This is a genomic window from Pseudalkalibacillus sp. SCS-8 (assembly GCF_040126055.1).
Lineage (GTDB): Bacteria > Bacillota > Bacilli > Bacillales > Fictibacillaceae > Pseudalkalibacillus > Pseudalkalibacillus nanhaiensis.
In genome coordinates this window covers 3,148,525-3,170,438 of record NZ_CP143541.1, presented here as the reverse complement: position 1 = coordinate 3,170,438, position 21,914 = coordinate 3,148,525, and the positions used below count along the sequence as shown (strand labels likewise).

Genomic DNA, 21,914 nt, shown 5'->3' with positions numbered 1-21,914 from the left:
CATTTCAATTGGTCCAATAAGGGACCCATTTAAGACATGTCTATGATTTAATATGAATCTAGTAAATTCCATCACTTGTCCACGCAAACTGGAATTAATTCACATATTCTATAGTGTGGAGGTGATAGAATGGCAAAAAGAGTACTAGACTATTTCTTCAGTGCGCCGGCTGACAGCAATGGTGATTTGAACCGTGCAATCCCGACTGCTCCTACTCGAATCCGATTGGCTGAGTTTGGACTCAAGATCCCTCAGAATGTTAACCAGGTTGACTTGAAAGCGACTGTGGGGTGGTCAGCAGTTGCCGGGCGTCCAAACGTCCAGTTCAAGATTATACGTGGGAACAACCAGGTGATTTATTCGACCACTGATGAAATTGATATTACAGTCATTGAGGATAAGACGGTCACATTTACAGCAGTGGATATCAATGTTCCAGCAGGACAGACGAAATATGCCATCACCGTTGAACTAACAAACCCAGAAGGTGCTTTGAACCAGGCGGCAGTTACAGGACCGGTTACGTTTTCTGGAACGGCTTATGGTAATATTTAATATCATTGCCAAGAGGTCTGGTCATGCCACCTCTTGTACATATAAGTTTTGGTCATTGAATTCATTTCGTTGTAAGGCGTATAATGTCCTTATTACATATCTGATATAAAAATGGATCATTGGATAATGCCACTAGGTAGGAGGCAATTTGTGAAGATGGTATTGGAAGCAGTAAGTGCAATCATTTTACCGATCATACTCATTCCGTTTTTAGCACGGGTAACATACAATCGCTGGGTTTCGATTGCGTTAGCGGTCATAATCATGGTCGTCCTATTCAAAAACTTTGAGAGCTTTTGGACGATTATTGCCGGAGTAGTCGGTGTGTTGGTTGGATCGTATTTTTCATTACGGATTGGGAAAAAAGTAGATAAGAAATGGAGCTAGCGTCTATCGTTCTTGGATAGACGCTTTTGATTTTCGGCTCCAGATAAAGTCGATTGTGAACTTGGAGAGGAGTGTTACGACATAAAGGCCTAAAGCGATGATGCCGGCAATCTCGATTTTGAAGAGTTCGAACAGGATTCCTACTAATGTCGTGATATAGAGTAGACCGAAATATTTTTTGATTTGATCGTTCGAATAGTAGGAGGTAAGCTTCGCTCCGACCTGACTACCGAATAAGGCACCAGCAATCAATAAAAGACCGAGTGCATAGTTGATCTCAATCGTAACGGAATACGAAATGAATCCTGCGGTAACGATCATCATGACACTGACAAGGCTTGTCCCGACCGCCTTCCGTGATTCAAATCCCATGAGGGAGATCATGAGAGGGACCATGACGAAGCCGCCACCGACTCCTAAGGTGGCTGACATGAGACCGCCGATGAATCCGATGATCAACGTTTTTGCGATTCCTGGCTTCCCCATTTGGGCAACGTTTTTCTTTTCACTCTTTTTCAAAAGAGAATAAGCGAAATAAGCAATAATGATCGCATATATGACAGGGATCGTCGTTTCGTCATAATTGTTCCGATCAAGCCATAGAACGAACGGTTTGGCGAATTGGGTAGCGACTACCCCGCTTAAACCGAGAAAAACGGCTGTTTTCCAAACGACATTGTTCATTTTGAAATGCGCCCAAACACCGGATAGTGAAGATCCGATGGCGTACATCAGGCTCGTCGTAATCGCAACGACCGGTGAAAAACCGATCAGCATGAGCACTGGGGTGAGGATGAATCCGCCACCAATGCCAAAGTAGCCGGACAAAATGCCGACTGCAAAACCTAGTATGATGTAAAAGAATATATCCATTAAAAAAAGCTCCTCTGGTGATGCGTATCTTCTGTCTATGTTACAGCATCGCAGCCCAGGATTCCACAAACGATTTCCAACAAGCCAATGACCCATAAGAAAAAAGCGGCTTGAGGCCGCTTAAGGCTCTGTTTAAGTTGGTAGTTGATTTTCGCCTAAAGGATGCTCGCTTTCCGCGGGCGAACCGCAAGCCTCCTCATTCGCTTTGCTCATTGCGGGGTCTCGCTTGGCTCGCTTTTCCCGCAGGAGTCTCGCCCCTTTATGCTACAATCAATATTCTGGTATAACAGAGCCTGTTCATACAAAATCGCATAAGCCATTTTGCTAGCCTATTTTAGGAAGAAGGGAAATACTACGTAGACTCCTGTCGAGGCATTGCACAGACACCGTCTTAATTAAAAAGAAGCTTTTAGAGGACAACAAGCTAAATAAAGCGGCATTTACGACGCTTTTAAGATCAGCTGGAGCTGTCATTTTGGAAGTACACTTCTTCAAATGGTTGGACGACGACGAATCCTTCTCCTTCAAAGCGCATTTGGATCGACTCACCGCTGCCCCGACCGAAGAATGTTTTCAATGAAACATCGGTCCGGAATTCTGGTGAGAGGGATCCCGACCATGCGACGGTTGCATTCGGATCCGTCATGACCGGTCTACCAGGCTTGACTTGGATTGTGAGCGGCTCATAGTGCGAGGTGATCGCAATCATCCCCGTACCTTCACAATGGACATTGAATAAGCCCCCCGACATCATGCCGGTGATCTTCCTCATCAGCTTGATATCCCAATTGATCGATGGTTCGAACGCGAGCAGGTCGTTCCCATTTACATAGATGGAGTCATTCTGTAATTGCAGGATGGAAATTTTCTTTCCTTGATCGGCAAGGTAGACCTTCCCAGAGCCCTCCGCTTTCATCAATGCGGCCCCTTCACCTGTGAAGGCTTTTTTGAACATCTTTCCGATGCCGTGCTCTAAAATTCCTTCACGGACGAATTTGATTTGTCCATGGTACGTGACCATCGAGCCCATCTTTGCCCAGACGGTCCCATCGAGATTGACCTCAAGCATTCTCGGTGTTTCAAGCTCGAAAAAGCCTTCCCCTTTATCCTCCTGTGATGTTTTTCTGACAAACTCTTCAATTGAATATTTGGACATTCGATCACCTTCATTTCTCCGTTTTATATCATTACGTTCAACAGAGAGGAAAGGTTTCCTTTATTCGGCATCATCTAAAACTTCGATTTTTCCAGCCATCCCTTGAGCAGGATAGGACTCTGCGATCGCACCCGTCGGCCAGACCTCCAGTTTTTGTCCAATTTCATATTGATCGATGTTGTCGACCTTGAACCAGTAGGCCTCGGGCCTTGCTGTTTCCAAAAGTTCGTTTACACTCATCGTATTTAATTGTTCTTTTGTAATCTTTCCTAATAAAAGGATTCTCGTTTCGTCCTTGTCTGCTACATAACCTGTAATCGATTGTTCCCAGATTTCATTGTCGGTCGAATCTTCGCCAACTTGGGTTGAAACGGTATCACCTTTTCCTCCGCAAGCAGCTAGCAAGAGCATCATCATAAACAAAGAGCCAAAGAACCATTTTTTCATGTTGTTTCCCCCATTCGTCATTACGTTTCCTTTCATCTAAAAACGGGAATTTTTCGTTGAAGCGATGTCCAACTCTTAAGACAAAAGGAATGGATGTCACGTTATTATTTAGACGTAAAAGGAATGGCAGTCGTTTCATTCTGATTTCCAGATTTTAATATACGAATGTAAGTTCGTTTTTTTGTTATTTTATCTTTCGCCTGTGCTATAATGTGTGATAGTGAGATTATGGAAACGGAGGGGAACTCGGCATGGAGCAACAGTTTGAATTGGTGTCCAAATACCAGCCTCAAGGGGATCAACCGAAAGCGATCAAAGAGCTGGTCGAGGGGATCAATGCTGGAAAACGGCATCAAACCTTACTCGGGGCAACAGGAACAGGGAAGACCTTCACGATGTCCAATGTCATCAAGGAAGTGAATAAACCGACCCTGGTCATCGCCCACAATAAAACCCTCGCTGGTCAATTATACAGTGAATTCAAGGAACTCTTTCCGAACAACGCGGTAGAGTATTTTGTCAGTTACTATGATTATTATCAGCCTGAGGCGTATATCCCTCAATCCGATACATTCATTGAAAAAGATGCGAGCATTAATGACGAGATCGATAAGCTACGTCACTCGGCAACCTCTGCGCTTTTTGAACGGAAGGATGTCATCATCGTTGCGAGTGTTTCCTGTATATACGGCTTAGGTAACCCGGAAGAATACAAGGAACTCGTTGTTTCCCTGCGAGCGGGAATGGAAAAAGACCGGGATAAGCTCCTTCGAGATCTTGTCGATATCCAATATGCGCGGAATGATGTAAATTTCACGCGTGGTACATTCCGAGTCCGCGGTGATGTGGTCGAAATCTTCCCAGCTTCACGCGATGAGCACTGCATCCGGGTCGAATTTTTCGGAGACGAGATCGATCGCATAACAGAGGTCGATGCACTGACCGGGGAAATTCTCGGAGAACGGAAGCACGTAGCCATCTTTCCGGCTTCCCACTTCGTTACACGTGAAGAGAAGATGAAGCTTGCCATTGAACGAATCCAGGCAGAGCTTGAAGAATGCCTGAAAGAAATGAAGGAGCAGGACAAGCTGCTTGAAGCTCAGCGTCTTGAGCAGCGTACCCGTTACGATATCGAAATGATGCAGGAAATGGGCTTCTGTTCAGGGATCGAAAACTATTCAAGACACCTGACATTGCGACCGGCGGGCTCGACGCCATATACGTTAATCGACTACTTTCCGAAAGATTTCTTGTTGATGGTCGACGAATCCCACGTCACGCTTCCACAGGTTCGAGGCATGTACAACGGGGACCAGGCAAGGAAGCAGGTACTTGTGGATCACGGTTTCCGCCTGCCTTCAGCAAAGGATAACCGTCCTTTACGGTTTGAAGAGTTCGAGGAGAAAGTGAGCCAGGCAGTTTATGTTTCGGCTACCCCAGGTCCTTATGAACTTGAGCATTCACCGAAGATGACAGAACAGATCATCCGTCCGACAGGATTACTTGATCCAACGATTGATGTCCGACCGATCGAAGGACAGATTGACGACTTGATCGATGAAATTCAAGAACGGGTGAAGAAGAAAGAACGTGTCCTCGTGACGACATTGACGAAGAAAATGTCCGAGGATTTGACCGATTATCTCCATGAAAATGGAATCAAGGTCCGTTACCTCCACTCGGAAATCAAGACGCTTGAACGGATTGAGATTATTCGGGACTTGCGGAGAGGTGTGTTTGACGTTCTTGTCGGAATCAACCTCCTGCGTGAAGGACTCGACATTCCGGAGGTTTCCCTTGTCGCGATTTTAGATGCCGATAAAGAAGGCTTCCTCCGTGCAGAGCGTTCTCTTATCCAGACGATTGGACGTGCCGCACGTAATGCAAACGGTCATGTCATCATGTATGCCGATAAGGTCACCAATTCGATGCAGATTGCGCTCGATGAAACAGAACGTCGTCGTAAGAAGCAGATCGCCTACAACGAAGAGCACGGTATCACCCCACAAACGATTCAGAAGTCGATACCAGCTTTGATCCGCGCTACGGTGGATGCGGAAGACCAGCCGGGTACGACAGAATCGAAGCCTGTTGAGAAGATGACGAAGAAAGAACGCGAAAAAGTCATTGAAAAGATGGAAAAGGAAATGAAGGAAGCAGCCAAGAACCTCGACTTCGAGCGAGCAGCTGAACTTCGTGACCTCGTACTAGAGTTAAAAGCGGAAGGATGACTCCTATGCCAAATGAAAATATTACGATAAAAGGAGCGAGAGAGCATAACCTGAAAGGCATCGATGTGACGATTCCACGGAACAAGCTGGTCGTCATGACCGGTTTATCCGGCTCAGGGAAATCCTCTCTTGCATTCGATACAATTTATGCGGAAGGGCAACGCAGGTACGTCGAATCCCTTTCCGCTTATGCACGACAATTTCTAGGTCAGATGGATAAACCGGATGTGGACTCAATCGAGGGACTTTCCCCTGCGATCTCCATCGATCAGAAAACGACAAGTAAAAATCCGCGTTCCACTGTAGGAACGGTAACCGAAATCTATGATTATCTACGTCTCTTGTTTGCGCGGATCGGTACTCCGATTTGTCCGAATCATGATGTGCCGATCACATCACAAACCGTCCAGCAAATGGTCGATCGTATCCTCGAGTATCCGGAACGGACGAAGCTCCAAATCCTTGCGCCTGTCGTTAGTGGCCGTAAAGGGGAGCATGTCAAAGTCCTCGAAGATATTAAAAAGGAAGGGTACGTCCGTGTCCGTGTAGACGGAGAGATCGTCGATGTCAGTGAAGAGATCAAGCTTGAGAAGAATAAGAAGCACTCGATCGAAATCGTCGTCGACCGAATCGTCGTCAAGGAAGGCGTCGAAACACGATTGGCTGATTCATTGGAAACAGCGTTGAACATTGCTGATGGCAAAGTAATTGTCGACGTCATCGGGGACGAAGAGCTTCTCTTCAGTCAGCATCATGCATGTCCATATTGTGGTTTTTCGATCGGGGAACTTGAACCGCGTTTGTTCTCATTCAACAGTCCGTTTGGTGCTTGTTCAAGCTGTGATGGACTCGGAACGAAGCTGGAGGTCGATCTCGATCTGATCATTCCGGATTGGGACCGCTCCTTAAAAGAGCATGCCATTGCGCCTTGGGAGCCGCAAAGCTCGCAATATTACCCCCAGTTATTGAAAAGTGTATGTGACCATTACGGCATTGATATGGATGTACCAGTCAAAGATCTGCCGAAAACCAAATTGGATAAAATCCTTTACGGTAGCGGCAAGGAAAAGGTGTACTTCCGCTACGAAAACGACTTTGGTCAAGTGAGGGAGAACAACATCCTCTTTGAAGGTGTCGTGAACAATATTAAGCGACGTTATCGTGAGACAAGCTCCGATTATATCCGTGAGCAAATGGAAGGCTACATGGCGCAAAAGGCTTGTCCAACTTGTGATGGACACCGTTTGAAGCCGGAAGCACTTGCTGTCCAGATCCGTGAGCACCATATCGGGCACATTACAGATATGTCCGTAAAGGATGCCGCTGCATTTTTCAACGGACTGGAACTGACCGAAAAAGAACTGCAAATCGGACGACTCATCCTGAGGGAAATCAATGATCGTTTAGGATTCCTTGTGAACGTCGGCTTGGATTACTTGACGCTGAGCCGTTCAGCTGGGACATTGTCCGGCGGAGAGGCACAACGGATTCGTCTCGCGACTCAAGTCGGTTCACGGCTTACAGGTGTCCTTTATATCCTGGATGAGCCTTCGATCGGGCTTCATCAACGGGATAATGACCGGTTGATCAATACCCTCGAAGAAATGCGTAGCTTAGGGAATACGTTGATTGTCGTCGAGCACGATGAAGACACGATGCTTGCCGCCGATTACCTGATTGATATTGGACCAGGAGCCGGGGCGCATGGCGGGCAGATTACCGCACAAGGCTCCCCTCAAGAGCTCATGGATGATGAAAACTCGTTAACAGGCCAATACTTGTCTGGTAAAAAGTTCATCCCATTACCAGCTGAACGCAGGAAATCGGACGGACGAAAGCTGACAATCAAAGGCGCGACCGAAAACAACCTGAAAAATGTAACGGTTGATATCCCTCTTGGAGTATTTACAGGCGTGACAGGTGTTTCTGGATCAGGGAAAAGTACCTTGATTAATGAAATCCTTTATAAATCACTTGCATTAAAGCTGCACCGGGCGAAGGAAAAGCCTGGTGAGCATAAGAAAATCGAGGGTCTCGATCATATCGACAAGGTAATTGATATCGACCAGTCTCCGATCGGACGGACACCGCGTTCCAATCCTGCAACCTATATCGGTGTATTCGATGATATACGTGACGTGTTCGCGCAAACGAATGAAGCGAAGGTTCGCGGCTACAAAAAGGGCCGGTTCTCCTTCAACGTCAAAGGCGGCCGCTGTGAAGCATGCCGAGGCGACGGTATCATCAAAATCGAGATGCATTTCCTGCCGGATGTGTATGTCCCTTGTGAAGTGTGTCATGGGAAGCGTTATAACCGTGAGACCCTCGAGGTGAAATACAAAGGGAAGAATATTGCGGACATTTTGGAATTGACGGTTGAAGAAGCAGTCGAATTCTTTGCGAACATCCCGAAGATCAAGCGGAAGATCCAGACGATGATGGATGTTGGACTTGGCTACATCAAGCTCGGTCAATCATCGACGACGATTTCCGGAGGGGAAGCGCAGCGTGTCAAGCTTGCATCCCAGCTTCACAAACGCTCGACTGGTAAAACGTTGTACATCCTTGATGAACCGACGACAGGCCTTCATGTTCATGACATTTCACGTCTCTTGAAGGTACTCCAGCGACTTGTCGAGAACGGGGATTCTGTACTGGTCATCGAGCATAACCTTGATGTCATCAAGGCGGTCGATCATATCATCGACCTTGGTCCGGAAGGTGGAGATAAAGGCGGATCGATTGTTGGAACTGGAACACCTGAACAGATTGCTGAAACGCCCGAATCATACACCGGAAAATACTTGAAACCTATCCTCCAACGTGAACGTAAACGAATGGAAGCGAAAAAAGAAGCGGTCAGCAAGTAAGAAATGAAAGTCTTCTAAGATTATGACGCTTAGAAGGCTTTTTATTTTTTATGTCGAATGAAGTAGAGTGATTGAGCAGTCGAATCCTGACTTGGTTCATTACATACCATGGTAATACCGCTTGCACTGCATACATTTTGAATGGAGGAGTACCAGGTGTCATCATCGTATAAATTCATCTCATCCCTTAGCTATTTAAGCATCGTCTTTGCTCCTTTCCTTGTTCCTTTCATGATCTACTTGTTCAATGATCATCTAGAGGTGAAGAAGCATGCCCGAAAGGCAATAACGACACACCTTATTCCAATCATCGCATTAGCGTTGCTCTCCATTCTCTTTTTCGAATCGGGGCAATTGCTCAATGTATTGTCCATTTCCTATATCGTTTTGTTCGGAGGAACCGCAATTGTGCTCATTATCTGGAATGTGGTGAGGGGAATCCACGTATTATTAGAGAAATAGAAGGGGGCCGACCATACATGGAAGAAAGAAAAATGATTCTGAAAATGCTTGATGAAGGAAGAATTACAACGAGTGAAGCCGTGGAACTGTTGAAGGCGATCGGGGAAAATACAGACTCACTTAAGGTGAATAACAGCAGTGAAACACAAGAAGAACCTGATAGTCAGCAAGCATCACATACATCACATGCACAAAGTAAAACCGAAGAAAATGCGAAACAGGCGAATCAGGAGCAAAACACAACGGGTAAGAAAAGCGAGTCGACCATCAGCAGGTTTTCCAGCTTAATCGACAGGGTTGTCACTAAGCTCAAGGATTCCGACTTCGATTTCAACTTCGGTCAATCGATTGAAGTCGATCATGTCTTCCAGGAAAATGACGTCGATATCAATCGGGTCAAGGTCCACATTACAAATGGTGGAATCAAGCTTCATCCTTGGGAGGAGCAAAGTGTACGTGTAGAGTGTCGAGCATCCGTTTTCCGCACGCAGACTGTAGAGGATGCGAAATCGTATTTTATGAAAAATGTCCATTTCGCTTTGGAATCTGGGGAGCTCCAAATGATGGTGGACGAAAATCGGATGAAGGTCCAAGCACATATGTATATCCCGACCAAGCTGTATGAAGAGGTTCAGCTCCGGACCTCGAACGGAGCCATATCTCTTAATGATATCCAAACGGAGGCGATGACTGTTCGCACGTCCAATGGCGCTGTTTCACTTGATCGGGTAGAAGGAAAGACCCTTCATGTTTCAACCTCTAATGGAAAGATCAAACTCGAAAACAGCGACTGGAAGAAGGTCGAGCTTGAAACCCTGAACGGGGCAATCCGTATGAATGGACGTTATGAGCGAGCGGAAGCAGAAACGTTGAATGGATCGATTATGTTTGTATTAGATGAAGCAATTCCTGGGAATGCTTCTTTTAAGACCGTTGCAGGCAAAATCGAGTTACTTGTGCCTGAAACGTTAAGAATCGACGGAAATCTGAAAGCGACGATCGGCAGCTTGAACTGTTATCTTGATAAGGTGAAGATGAACAAAGAAAGTAAGGACGTTGTGCAGAAAGAGATGGAATTCATCTCGAATGAAGAAGCGGCGACAACGTTCAAAATTGAAGCAGAGGCGAAAACTGGTTCCATTTCAATCGCGAAAAGATAAGGAGGGTGCTCATTGAGAAGCTGGATCATTTCACTACTCGTCAATACTGTCGTTCTAATGGTCGTATCTGGATATTTCACTGAATCGTTCTTTTTATCCGGCGTGGGCGCAGCCATTATCGCAAGTATCTTATTATCAATCATGAATGCGATTGTAAAACCGATCCTGGTTATCCTGACTTTGCCGGTAACCGTGTTGAGTTTGGGCCTTTTCTTATTTGTCATCAATGCGATCACGCTTATGCTGACGCAATGGTTGATGGGGGATGCATTCGTCATCACCAGTTTTGGAATGGCCATTCTTGCAGCCGTCATCATTTCGATCCTGAACCTTTTGATCAATAATTTGATTGTCAGACCTTTGAATAAAAAATAGCAGCTGATTTTTCAGCTGCTTTTTTATGTAAAATGAATGTTTTCAATATTGGCAAAAAGGTGATATACTGATTAAAATCATTTTATTTTTGGAACCATTTTAAATAAAAACGAATAGATTAAACAACGACTTCAGATTGCTGTCAACGTTCTACCGTTGGCAGCTCTTGTATTTTCAGAGCGGTAATGAGGTTAGTTTTCATTCTCATTTAGGAAGGAGTTCCAAATGTGATGGAAGAGAAGTTGGTCTATTCAGAGCAAATTAGTGAAAGTCCTGAAAACGTTCGTGCATCTAAAATGAAAACCGTGTTTCAAGAGCATTGGGAATTGATGGCGGCACTTCTAAGCGGCATATTGATTATGACAGGATGGTTTTTATCCAATCAGAATATGGTTTATGCTTCAGTCACCTTTTTCGTGCTTGCCTATTTGATCGGAGGATTCGCGAAGGCGAAGGAAGGGATTCTCGAGACGATTGAAGAGAAGAAGCTGAACGTGGAGCTGTTGATGGTTTTTGCGGCAATCGGTTCAGCGATCATCGGATATTGGCTTGAAGGTGCGTTGTTGATTTTCATCTTTTCAATCAGTGGTGCATTGGAAACCTACACGTTGAATAAAAGCAGAAAGACGATTACCTCCTTGTTGAATTTAAAACCCTCGACTGCGTTACAAATTCGGGATAACCAGTTGGTAGAGGTGATGGCGGAAGCATTGCGTGTAGATGATCGAATACTTGTGAGACCAGGCGACCAGATCCCAGCGGATGGGGTTGTTGAAAAAGGGACGACAACCGTTGATCAATCAACGATTACCGGCGAATCACTACCAGTCCATAAAGAAATCGGCGATGATGTTTTTACAGGAACGGTCAACGATAGCGGCACAATTACAGTTTGTGTTACTCGCTCAAGCAAGGATACCGTTTTTCAACGGATTGTCGATCTCGTTCAAACAGCGCAAAATGAAAAATCGGAATCTCAGCAGTTCATTGAGCGGTTCGAAGGAATTTATGTGAACCTTGTCCTCTTAGTTGTCGGTTTCATGATGTTTCTGCCCCATTACGTTTTGGGATGGAGCTGGACGGAGACGTTTTACCGGGCGATGATTTTGTTGGTCGTCGCTTCGCCATGTGCAGTGATGGCGTCTATTGCGCCAGCTGTTTTATCGACGTTGTCGAATGGGGCGCGGAAGGGTGTTCTTTTAAAAGGAGGAAACCATCTTACCCATCTCGCGAAGCTGGACGCAATCGCGTTTGATAAAACGGGTACGCTTACGATTGGTAAGGCCGAGGTCACCGACTACCTGGTGAGAGACGATTTGGATGAGGAATACGTATGGCAGGCGGTTGCCTCCATTGAATCCCATTCCAATCATCCGCTGGCAGAGGCGTTCGTCACGTCTGCTCAAGAGCGGGCAATTCCATTGTCGGTACCAGAGACTGTCGAAACGGTTGCTGGGAATGGCGTTAAAGGCAGCTTTCAAGGAACGGACTGGATAATCGGTAAGAAATCGTTTGTCGGTGATGAACTGGAGGAGTTTCATCAATATCAAACACAGAAATGGATCAGTGAAGGGAAAACCCTTGTATACGCGGATGATGGTCAAGGAATTGCAGCTGTATTTGCGATAAAGGACCGTATTCGAGAGGACAGCAAACAGGTGATTTCTGAATTGAGAGATCTTGGGGTCACGACCATCATGTTGACGGGTGATAGTGAAGCGACAGCCCGAGCATTAGCTGATGAAGCTGGAATCGACTCTTTTATTTCAGAATGTTTGCCTGAAGAAAAAGTCGTCCAGGTTCGTCGGTTAAAAGAAGAATACGGAAATGTGGGAATGGTAGGAGACGGGATCAATGACGCACCTGCACTTGCAACGGCAGACATTGGAATCGCCATGGGGCAAGGCACGGATGTCGCATTGGAAACAGCCGATGTGGTGCTGATGAACGATCAGCTTTCAAGGCTGCCAGAGGTGTTGAAGCTATCTCGTAAAATGACCCGCATCATCAAGCAAAACCTTGTTTTCTCGGTCATCGTCATCATGACCTTGATTGCCTCAAACTTCATCCAGGTGATCGACTTGCCTATGGGTGTCATCGGCCATGAAGGTAGCACAATCCTCGTCATCCTGAATAGTTTACGACTGTTGAAAGGATGAATGGAGATTATAATTCGTGTATTTTATTGGTGCTGAACCACTCAAGTGTTTAGCACCTTTATAAATGTCATCAAAGCTTGGAAACTCTAAAATGAGGGCAAAGAAAAGGCATTTATGTGCCCTGAAAGCAGCGAAACTCTAAAGTGAGGGCAAAGAAAAGGCATTTATGTGCCCTGAAAACAGTGAAACTCTAAAATGAGGGCAAAGAAGAGCCGTTTATTTACCCTGAAAACACGATAAACCCAAAATGAGGGTAGAGAAAAGGCATTTATGTGCCCCGAAAATACGGAAACCCTAGAATGAGGGCAAAGAAACGCCGTTTATTTGCCCCAAAACACGAAAAACCCGAAATTGGGGGTAAAGAAAGTAACAAATAGCTGCTATTTGTCCTTATGAGTAATAAAATCCCACACACTCGTGTCCTCATATCTCCGCGTTTCTCCCCAGTTCTCCATTCCAGATCATCCCCGGTGCTTCTGGGTGCCGCTTTTTAAAACCGAATTTCTCGTAAAACCCAGCTTTACATCGTGCACTCATCAAGACAACCATTTTTATATCTTGTTGCTTACATTTCGCAAGCAGCCTCTCGAGGATCTTCGTTCCGATCCCTTTTCCTTGCAAGCTTGGCAACACAATCAAATCACAGATCATCGCCTGATAAACTCCATCGGAAAGGATCCGTCCGTAGCCGACCAGCTGCTTATTTTCATAGACGCTTACGACATACCAACTGTTGGAGATTGCTTCATATAAAGAATCCACTGTGAATTCAAGATCCCAGCCTGTCGTTTGGAACAAGTCGTAGAAGGCTTGCTTTTCCGGATTCTCCTCATTCATTTTCAACATACGATCCTCCTGGTTTTACATAAAGAATAGCACGTTCCTATCGCGTCAGCTTAAATAATTTAAAGGATTGTAAGCCAAAGGACATATTTTCCACTGTGTTTATGGAAAAATAGGTGTAGGTGTAAAGCAAGATTTGCGAAAGAGTGCTAAAATATACTGTGGTAGAACGTTAGAAGTTTGGGAGTGACCATCTTGATGGCGAATATACATATTAAAGATTTGATTAAGGAATTCGACCTTGAACTCGTCCATGGTGAAGAAGGCATTCATAGGGCGATCACGACTAGTGATATCTCGAGACCCGGTCTTGAAATGGCCGGTTATTTTGCGTACTATCCAGCTGAGCGGCTCCAGCTGTTAGGGAAGACAGAGCTTTCATTCGTGAACGGTTTGGATCAACGGATACGGAGAGAACGGCTTCGAAAGCTATGTACGAATGAAACGCCAGGAATCGTTATATCAAGGGGCTGGGAGGTCCCATCTGAGTTGGCGGAGGCTGCAGAGGAAAAGAACATCCCGATTCTGCGATCTCCAATGACAACGACCCGTCTGAGCAGTCGGCTGACAAATTACCTTGAAAGCAAGCTCGCTCCGAGCACAGCGGTTCATGGCGTACTCGTCGATATTTACGGTATTGGGGTGCTTATTACAGGTGCGAGTGGTGTCGGTAAAAGTGAAACAGCTCTGGAGCTTGTAAAGAGAGGGCACCGTCTAGTTGCCGATGATTCAGTGGAAATCAGGCAGGAGGATGAAAAGACTCTTGTCGGGAGTGCGCCAGAACTGATCAAGCACCTCCTTGAAATCAGAGGTCTTGGAATCATCAACGTCATGACCTTGTTTGGAGCTGGTGCGATCCGGAACTTCAAAAAGATCGCATTGGTCATCAATTTGGAGATTTGGGATTCGAAAAAGACGTACGATCGTCTCGGTCTTGATGAGGAAACGATGACGATCATCGACTGTGAGCTACCGCGTCTCACTGTTCCTGTCCGACCTGGACGGAACCTGGCGATCATCATTGAAGTGGCAGCCATGAACTTCCGTTTGAAGAAGATGGGCGTAAACGCGGCACAGCAGTTTTCCGATAAATTGAACCATGTCATAGACACGCCTGATTACGACGACTTTTAGGAGGAACAGAAATGGTTTCACAAATACAGCCTTTAGATCGAGTAGCGCTTGATTTAGGACCGTTGACCATATACTGGTATGGGCTTATTATAGGATTTGGAGCGATACTCGGATTATGGATCGCCGTAAGGGAATCGAAGAGATTAGGAATCAATTCTGAAACCTTCGTGGACCTTGTTATGATTGCTGTACCTGTCGCGATTATTTCAGCGCGCATCTATTATGTTGCGTTTGAATGGTCGTACTATAAAAATCACCTTGGTGAAATCTTGAAGATTTGGGAAGGCGGCATCGCCATACATGGAGCGTTGATCGGTTCATTTTTGACAGCTTACGTGTTTTCAAAAATGAAAGATTTGTCATTTTGGAAGCTTGCTGACATCGCAGCACCAAGCATCATCCTTGGGCAAGCGATCGGACGATGGGGGAACTTCATGAACCAGGAAGCCCATGGCGGTGAAGTCAGTCGTGCCTTTTTAGAAGGCTTGTATCTACCAGATTGGATCATCAACCAGATGTATATCGAGGGTGCTTATTATCACCCGACGTTTTTATATGAATCGGTTTGGAACATCATCGGTTTCGCCATTCTGATTGGTTTGAGAAAAGTGAATCTCAGACGTGGTGAACTGTTCTTGACTTATGTGATCTATTATTCCATCGGCCGCTTTTTCATAGAAGGCTTGCGGACAGATAGCCTGATGCTGACGGAAAGCTTGAGGATGGCTCAAGTGATTTCGATTGCGTTGATTGTCGTCAGCCTCATCGTCATGCTTTATCGCCGTAAAGCTGGTCTGGCGGATAAACGTTACCTCGACTTGTAATGTAGCAACGAAAGGGGGGAAGGGTTTGTGAAAACACTGAAGCAAGGCTTGAGAGTAGGTTTGAACACGACCTGGGAGCTTGGTAAGATCATTTTTCCCATTACCCTTCTCGTAACGATATTAGGGCAAACGCCGGTCATGGGCTGGCTCGTAAAAATTGCAGAGCCACTCATGAAGTGGATTGGCTTGTCCGGAGAAGCTGCTCTACCGCTTGTTATCGGGAATTTCTTGAACCTGTATGCGGGCATCGGGGCGATTCTCAGCCTGGATTTGACGGTAAAAGAAGTCTTTATCCTCGCGGTCATGCTCTCTTTTTCTCATAATTTATTAATTGAATCGACGGTTGCGACGAAAGCAGGCATCAAGATGTGGATCGTGCTTGTTGTACGTCTAGGGCTAGCGTTCAGTTCAGCCTTGATGATTTCGTGGTTCTGGGACGGCGGTTCAGAGCGCGCGGTGTATGGGTTGATTTCACAATCGGAAGAGAACGTTTCAGGTTTCTGGAACATCCTATGGCTCGGTTTAGAAAAAGGGTTGATCGGAGTGCTGCAGCTTGCTGCGATTGTCATCCCGCTCATGATCTTCATCCAGATCATGAAAGACTTGAACTGGTTGACGGTCTTTTCACGCTGGATGTCACCGATCACCCGCTCGCTCGGCATGAAGTCCAATACCTCGACGACACTAGCAGCTGGTATTGTGTTCGGTCTCGCTTATGGGGCTGGCGTCATGATGCAGGCTGTGAAGGAGGATGGCGTTGAGAAGAAGGATTTGTATCTCGCGTTTATCTTTCTCGTATCCTGTCACGCGGTCATTGAAGATACGCTCATCTTCATCCCGCTCGGTATTCCGGTATGGCCGCTACTCGTCATCCGGTTGATCGTCGCAATTCTCTTGACGATGATCGTCGCGATCGTCTGGAACCGTATTGATGAAAGAAAAGCTTATCGCCATCGAAAGGAAGCCAAGTATGAAAGTTGATACAATTTTATTTGATTTGGATGGAACGCTGATCAACACGAATGAGTTGATCATAGCGTCCTTCTCTCATACGTTGGAGCATTTCCAACCAAACCGCTACACAAGAGAGGATATTATCTCGTTCATCGGTCAGCCTCTCGTTGATAGTTTTAAAGAGGTCGATGAAAGTTCGGTATCTGAAATGGTTAAGATGTATAAAGAACATAATCTTGCCCATCATGAAGAATACGTACACGCCTTTGAAGGTGTTGTCGAAACCGTCAAAACCTTGCACGAAAAAGGGTTCAAGCTAGGTATCGTAACAACAAAAATGCGTGACGCAGTCGAACTTGGTTTAGAGATTACCGGATTAAGTGAGTACTTCACGACAATCGTGACGCTTGATGATGTCGAGCGTGCAAAACCGGACAAAGAGCCGATTACTCGAGCCCTGCAAAATCTTCAGTCGGATGAATCCTCTGCGATCATGGTAGGAGACAGCCGTTATGATATCGAGGCGGGGAAAAATGCTGGTACGTTGACAGCTGCGGTCGCTTGGACCGTCAAAGGACGGGAATCGCTGGAGCGTCTGCAGCCGGATTACATGCTGGAAACGATGCTGGACTTGCTGAACGTATTAGAGGTAGAGGTGAACGTATAATGCGGAAGACCAAGCGCTATCCTGTCGAAGGAAGCAATGCGCTATGGCAAATCTATCGAACCGTCCCTTTTCTCAAGGTGCTGCGGAATTTCATCGTCATTCAAATCGCACGCTACACACCAATCATTCCGGTGAAAAACTGGCTTTATCGCACTTTTTTAGGGATGAAGGTGGGTGACCAGACCGCGTTCGCCCTGATGGTGATGGTGGATATCATGTTTCCGGAGAAGATTTCTGTCGGGCGGAACACGATCATCGGATATAATACGACGATATTGACGCATGAATATTTGATTAAAGAGTACCGTCTTGGTAATGTGAATATTGGTGATGAAGTCATGATCGGTGCCAACAGCATGATTTTACCCGGTGTGACGATTGGGGACGGTGCAATCGTGTCTGCAGGTTCTCTCGTCCATAAGGATGTCGAAGCAGGTGCCTTCGTCGGAGGTAATCCGATGAGCGTCATCTATACGAAAGATGAGATGGACAAGCGTAAACAAATGACGAATTCTGACGATATATAGGTATGTAAAGGTGGGGTGTCAAATGGAACAAAAGAAACGAATGTCGATGATTTATATGAATGGTGAATTCCGTATCAGCGATGCATGGGTCCGCCCAGCCATTCAAGAGCCGAAAAAGGACAGCGAACAGCAAGATCGTTTCTTCTTTTTGTCAGCCGTTTCCCGTTTGCGTGGGAGTGACTACATAAGGGATGCTTATTGGAATGGGAAGGAAGCTGTCATCCGCTTTGAAAACAGTGATCATGTTAGCCCGGAATACTTGGATGACTATGATAACTATTTCTCGACGAAAATGAAGATCGGTCGATTATTGCTTGATAATCTCGTGTATCTCTTCAAGGAGCTGCCTTATATCTCGATTTTGAAAATCATGGTTCCTTATCAGTCCAATGAGTTGGTCGTCCATATCCATCGTAAGCAGCTGGAGAGGTATTTGCAGACGGATTTCAGTTACTTCAAAAATGCCCACAGGTGCCAATATCATTTTCAAGTCCACGAACGTGATGTGCGTCGTTTCATCCAACGATACGTGAACCTAGTGTATAAATAGATCCGATAAAAAAATAAAGTGAGCCTCATTCTGAGTGAATTCCATTGGATTCCTTCAGAATGGGGCTCTTTTTGTGCTTATGTAAGATATGTTTAAAATTCCCTTTTAAGAAGAAGCAGTTGGGGTAAAGATAAACGACAGGTAACTGTTGACGAGTATTCAGAAGAGCGTTAGACTACTTACAAAGTCTTTATCTTGTTAGTTTGTTAGCGAACTAAAGCAAAAAATGTGATTTTTAAAATTCCCTCCCTTCCGCGGGCGAAGCGCAAGCCTCACTTCCACAGGATGTGGTGGCTTCGACGTTCACCATAGGACGTGGTGGTACTTAGTCGAAGATCCATCGTAATGGTTAACCCGTAAGTAAGCTGCGGGGTCTTGCCTGGCTCGCTGTTCCCGCAGGAGTGTCGGGGATTTTTGGAAAATCACCTCTTCTCTAACAAAGCTTTTTAAAATGGCTCTGTTAGCTTTGAAGCGTAAGGCGGCGACTCCAGCGGGAAAAGCAACAGCTGAAGACCCCGCAGAGCGAGGAACGAGGTCGAGGAGGCTGAAGCGTTGCCCGCGGAAAGCGTCCGCCTGAAGCTGTTCAATTTCAATAGCATTCTTTAACAGAGCCTATAAAATAAGATTACGAAACCGGAGAGTGAATGATGTGTCGAAACCGCTAGTATTTGAAAAGCCATTGGGAATGCGGGACACGCTTCCTACGTTATATGAAATGAAGTCTGTCAGCAGACGGGCGATGGAAAGCCTCGTCAGACAATGGGGATACCACTTTATGCAGACGCCGACTGTCGAGTATTACGATACGGTAGGAGAAGCATCAGCGACCCTTGACCAGCAATTGTTCAAGCTGCTTGATCAGGAAGGGAAGACGCTCGTCTTACGGCCGGATATGACAGCTCCGATTGCCAGAGTCGCAGCCTCCAGTTTACGGGACGAGCCTTTACCAATGCGTATTGCGTATGCAGCGAATGTGTTCCGAGCGCAACAGCAAGAAGGTGGTCGACCTGCGGAATTTGAGCAATTCGGAATCGAGCTCATCGGCGACGGGACGACGAGTGCAGATGCAGAAGTGATTGCGCTCATGATCAACACCTTCAAGGTCGTCGGCTTGAAATCGTATAAGGTCGCAGTCGGCCATCTCGGCTATGTCGATGCTCTTTTCAGCGAAATCCTTGGTACAGATAAACGGATTGAAACGCTCAAGCGTTTTTTATATGAGAAAAATTATGTCGGTTACAGGCAGCATGTGAAGGAGCTTCCGCTTTCGTCTATTGATCAGAAAAGACTGCTCGACTTTTTGCATCTGAGAGGTGAAGGAATTCAGCTCGATCAAGCGGAGGAGCTCGTATTTTCTACGCGTGCTTATGAAGCGCTTGAAGAGTTGCAAGCCCTGCAGGACGGATTGAAAGCGTTCGGCGTTTCGGATGCAATATCCTTCGACCTCACGCTTGTGAGCCATATGACGTATTATACGGGCGTTGTTTTTGAAGGATATGCACCACAGCTTGGTTCACCGATCAGTAATGGCGGCAGATACGATGCCTTGTTCTCCAAGTTCGATATGGAGGCTAAAGCGACGGGATTCGGCATCCATCTGGATCATTTAATTGAAGCGGTCCATCCTAGAGATGAGAAACGGTTCACACATTGCATCATCTATTCGGAAAAGCAACGGGATGAAGCGATCCGTTCGTGCATGGAGTTACGGCGCCAAGGAGAGGTTGTGACGCTTCAGGATATTAAAGGGATTGACGATCTTGACGCCTATACAGAGAAATTCTCAAATGTTACGTATTATCTCGGAAAAGAGGAGGAGAAAGGACGATGACTTCAACACCATTGACGATTGCGATGCCGAAGGGCAGGATTTTTGAAGAAGCTGTCCAGATGCTTCGGAATGCTGGCTACGATCTTCCTCCAGAGTTTGAGGATTCGAGGAAATTGATTATTGAAATCGAGGAAGAGAACTTACGCTTCATCCTCGCAAAACCGATGGATGTGCCGACGTATGTGGAACATGGGGTGGCGGATGTCGGTATCGCAGGGAAAGATGTGATGCTTGAGGAAAAGCGAGATGTTTATGAAGTCCTCGATCTCGGCATTTCCAGGTGTCATCTGGCAGTAGCCGGACTTCCTGGGACGGAAATGGATACAGTAGCTCCTAAAGTTGCTTCCAAGTACCCGAACGTTGCTTCAAGCTACTTCAGGAGCCAAGGAAAACAAGTAGAAATCGTGAAGCTGAACGGTTCAATTGAGTTAGCTCCGATGATCGGGTTGGCAGATCGGATTGTCGATATCGTATCGACAGGTCGTACATTAAAAGAAAACGGGCTTGTCGAAACGGAAAAAATCATGGAGATCACCTCTCGTTTTATCGTGAATCCTGTCAGTTATCGCGTGAAATCCAACGTTATCGATCAGATGGTTGAACGTTTGGAGAAGGTCATTGAAGGAAAGGAAGTCGTTCGATGAAAATACAAGAGCTCAGAGGAGCGAACCTACGGAAATCATTGGACCAGGGAACGGAGGAACAACGGGAAGCGGTTCTCGACATTCTCGGTAAAGTGAAGGAGAACGGGGACGATGCACTCATCGAATTAACGAAAAAATTTGACGGAGCGAGCATTGAATCCTTCAGAGTTTCGGATGTTGAAATCGAACAAGCTTATGCCTCCCTGGAGGAAGAGATTGTCACGACCATACGTGAAGCGGCAGATAACATACGGGATTACCATAAAAGGCAGGTTCGTGAGTCTTGGATGGTGTCGAAAAAGGACGGCAGTGTGCTCGGCCAGAAGATCACGCCCCTCGAATCGGTCGGAGTTTATGTACCAGGCGGCACGGCTGAGTACCCTTCATCTGTTCTGATGGGGACGATTCCAGCCATAGTCGCCGGGGTTCAACGAGTCGCTGTCGTGACACCTCCCCGTGAAGACGGTACGATTCCAGCGAGCGTATTGGTGGCGGCGAATGAGGCCGGTGCTCATGATATTTATAAAATTGGAGGAGCGCAGGCTGTCGGAGCGCTTGCCTTCGGTACAGAGTCGATTCCTGCAGTCGATAAGATCGTCGGACCAGGAAACATATATGTCGCGCTTGCGAAACGGGAAGTGTTCGGTCTTGTCGGAATCGATATGATCGCGGGTCCGAGCGAAATCATGATTTATGCCGATGAAACGGCAAACCCTGTGTTTCTAGCCGCGGATCTTCTCTCTCAAGCGGAGCATGATCAGATGGCAACGGCGGTTCTCGTCACGACGTCTGTGAAGGTTGCAGAAGAGACGTCAAAGGAAGTGATCCGCCAGCTCGAAAACCTACCTCGCAAAGAAATCGCCGAGGCGTCGATCATCAGCAACGGCGTCATCTATGTGGCAAATACAGAAGAAGAAGCGATTGATGCAATCAACGAAATGGCACCGGAACATCTTGAGCTGGTTGCTCATGAGCCATTCGAGCTGTTAGGCCAGATCAAGCATGCTGGAGCGATTTTTCTAGGGAAAAATAGTGCAGAGCCAGTCGGGGACTATTTTGCAGGGCCGAACCATGTCCTTCCGACAAGCGGGACAGCACGGTTCTCCAGTCCGCTAGGCGTCGATGATTTCATCAAGAAATCAAGCATCATTTCGTATGGCACAGATGCCCTTTTCAATGATGGCAGGAAGATTAGTAGACTAGCACGGCTCGAAGGCCTTGAAGCTCATGCAAGAGCGATCGATATCCGATTGGAGGAGAATTAG

Annotated in this window: 21 protein-coding genes; 17 read left to right on the top strand and 4 right to left on the bottom strand. The window is 46.2% G+C overall.

What is annotated here, in order from left to right; genetic code table 11:
• Positions 1–129: 129 nt before the first annotated feature.
• A complete protein-coding gene (locus V1497_RS16430; RefSeq protein WP_349408594.1) occupies positions 130–555 on the top strand; it encodes a hypothetical protein in 426 nt (141 codons plus the stop codon).
• A gap of 156 nt (positions 556–711) precedes the next feature.
• On the top strand, positions 712–942 hold the full coding sequence (locus V1497_RS16425; protein WP_349410861.1) for a DUF2198 family protein: 231 nt from the start codon (positions 712–714) through the stop codon (positions 940–942).
• A gap of 3 nt (positions 943–945) precedes the next feature.
• Here V1497_RS16425 and V1497_RS16420 read toward each other — a convergent pair whose 3' ends face one another.
• The 3 genes from V1497_RS16420 to V1497_RS16410 all read right to left on the bottom strand — a co-directional run bounded on the left by V1497_RS16420 (position 946) and on the right by V1497_RS16410 (position 3,418).
• Positions 946–1,815 carry a sulfite exporter TauE/SafE family protein gene (locus V1497_RS16420; RefSeq protein ID WP_349408593.1) on the bottom strand — a complete coding sequence of 290 codons (870 nt, stop codon included), beginning with the start codon at positions 1,813–1,815 and terminating at the stop codon, positions 946–948.
• Between the two features lie 457 nt (positions 1,816–2,272).
• Entirely contained in the window at positions 2,273–2,971 is a 699-nt protein-coding gene (locus V1497_RS16415) for an AIM24 family protein (protein WP_349408592.1), read from the bottom strand.
• Between the two features lie 60 nt (positions 2,972–3,031).
• Positions 3,032–3,418: a YobA family protein gene (locus V1497_RS16410; RefSeq protein WP_349408591.1), complete on the bottom strand. Its 387-nt coding sequence runs from the start codon at positions 3,416–3,418 to the stop codon at positions 3,032–3,034.
• A 251-nt stretch (positions 3,419–3,669) separates the two neighbouring features.
• On the opposite strand from V1497_RS16410, the gene uvrB reads away from it, so the two are divergent.
• From uvrB to V1497_RS16380, 6 genes are all read left to right on the top strand, one after another.
• Positions 3,670–5,649 carry an excinuclease ABC subunit UvrB gene (uvrB, locus tag V1497_RS16405; protein ID WP_349408590.1) on the top strand — a complete coding sequence of 660 codons (1,980 nt, stop codon included), beginning with the start codon at positions 3,670–3,672 and terminating at the stop codon, positions 5,647–5,649.
• 5 nt (positions 5,650–5,654) lie between these two features.
• Positions 5,655–8,519, top strand: coding sequence for an excinuclease ABC subunit UvrA (gene uvrA / locus V1497_RS16400; RefSeq protein WP_349408589.1), 2,865 nt, complete (start codon positions 5,655–5,657; stop codon positions 8,517–8,519).
• Between the two features lie 156 nt (positions 8,520–8,675).
• Complete coding sequence (locus tag V1497_RS16395) at positions 8,676–8,981, top strand: hypothetical protein (RefSeq protein ID WP_349408588.1); 306 nt, start codon at positions 8,676–8,678, stop codon at positions 8,979–8,981.
• Between the two features lie 17 nt (positions 8,982–8,998).
• A complete protein-coding gene (locus V1497_RS16390) occupies positions 8,999–10,141 on the top strand; it encodes a DUF4097 domain-containing protein (protein ID WP_349408587.1) in 1,143 nt (380 codons plus the stop codon).
• Between the two features lie 12 nt (positions 10,142–10,153).
• The gene (locus tag V1497_RS16385; protein ID WP_349408586.1) at positions 10,154–10,516 is read left to right on the top strand and encodes a phage holin family protein; all 363 of its coding nucleotides are present in this window, start codon (positions 10,154–10,156) and stop codon (positions 10,514–10,516) included.
• Between the two features lie 230 nt (positions 10,517–10,746).
• Positions 10,747–12,675, top strand: a complete 1,929-nt coding sequence (locus V1497_RS16380; protein WP_349408585.1) for a heavy metal translocating P-type ATPase — start codon at positions 10,747–10,749, stop codon at positions 12,673–12,675.
• Positions 12,676–13,098: 423 nt separating this feature from the next.
• Here the strand turns inward: V1497_RS16380 and V1497_RS16375 are convergent, their stop codons facing one another.
• Positions 13,099–13,521 carry a GNAT family N-acetyltransferase gene (locus V1497_RS16375; protein ID WP_349408584.1) on the bottom strand — a complete coding sequence of 141 codons (423 nt, stop codon included), beginning with the start codon at positions 13,519–13,521 and terminating at the stop codon, positions 13,099–13,101.
• Positions 13,522–13,716: 195 nt separating this feature from the next.
• Here V1497_RS16375 and hprK point away from each other — a divergent pair, with 195 nt between their 5' ends.
• The 9 genes from hprK (at position 13,717) to hisD (ending at position 21,914) form a co-directional block, all read left to right on the top strand.
• On the top strand, positions 13,717–14,652 hold the full coding sequence (gene hprK / locus V1497_RS16370; protein WP_349410860.1) for an HPr(Ser) kinase/phosphatase: 936 nt from the start codon (positions 13,717–13,719) through the stop codon (positions 14,650–14,652).
• An 11-nt stretch (positions 14,653–14,663) separates the two neighbouring features.
• Positions 14,664–15,476, top strand: coding sequence for a prolipoprotein diacylglyceryl transferase (lgt, locus tag V1497_RS16365; protein ID WP_349408583.1), 813 nt, complete (start codon positions 14,664–14,666; stop codon positions 15,474–15,476).
• A 27-nt stretch (positions 15,477–15,503) separates the two neighbouring features.
• A complete protein-coding gene (locus tag V1497_RS16360) occupies positions 15,504–16,457 on the top strand; it encodes a nucleoside recognition domain-containing protein (protein ID WP_349408582.1) in 954 nt (317 codons plus the stop codon).
• Positions 16,447–17,097 (top strand): pyrophosphatase PpaX, encoded by a 651-nt coding sequence (gene ppaX / locus V1497_RS16355; protein WP_349408581.1) that lies wholly within the window; start codon positions 16,447–16,449, stop codon positions 17,095–17,097. The genes V1497_RS16360 and ppaX overlap by 11 nt, the downstream gene beginning before the upstream one ends.
• Positions 17,097–17,624, top strand: a complete 528-nt coding sequence (locus tag V1497_RS16350; protein ID WP_349408580.1) for an acyltransferase — start codon at positions 17,097–17,099, stop codon at positions 17,622–17,624. The genes ppaX and V1497_RS16350 overlap by 1 nt, the downstream gene beginning before the upstream one ends.
• Positions 17,625–17,646: 22 nt before the next feature.
• On the top strand, positions 17,647–18,174 hold the full coding sequence (locus V1497_RS16345; protein ID WP_349408579.1) for a hypothetical protein: 528 nt from the start codon (positions 17,647–17,649) through the stop codon (positions 18,172–18,174).
• A gap of 685 nt (positions 18,175–18,859) precedes the next feature.
• Complete coding sequence (locus tag V1497_RS16340) at positions 18,860–20,005, top strand: ATP phosphoribosyltransferase regulatory subunit (protein ID WP_349410859.1); 1,146 nt, start codon at positions 18,860–18,862, stop codon at positions 20,003–20,005.
• Positions 20,002–20,649: an ATP phosphoribosyltransferase gene (gene hisG, locus V1497_RS16335; protein ID WP_349408578.1), complete on the top strand. Its 648-nt coding sequence runs from the start codon at positions 20,002–20,004 to the stop codon at positions 20,647–20,649. Before V1497_RS16340 ends, hisG begins: the two co-directional genes overlap by 4 nt.
• Positions 20,646–21,914 (top strand): histidinol dehydrogenase, encoded by a 1,269-nt coding sequence (gene hisD, locus V1497_RS16330; RefSeq protein WP_349408577.1) that lies wholly within the window; start codon positions 20,646–20,648, stop codon positions 21,912–21,914. The genes hisG and hisD overlap by 4 nt, the downstream gene beginning before the upstream one ends.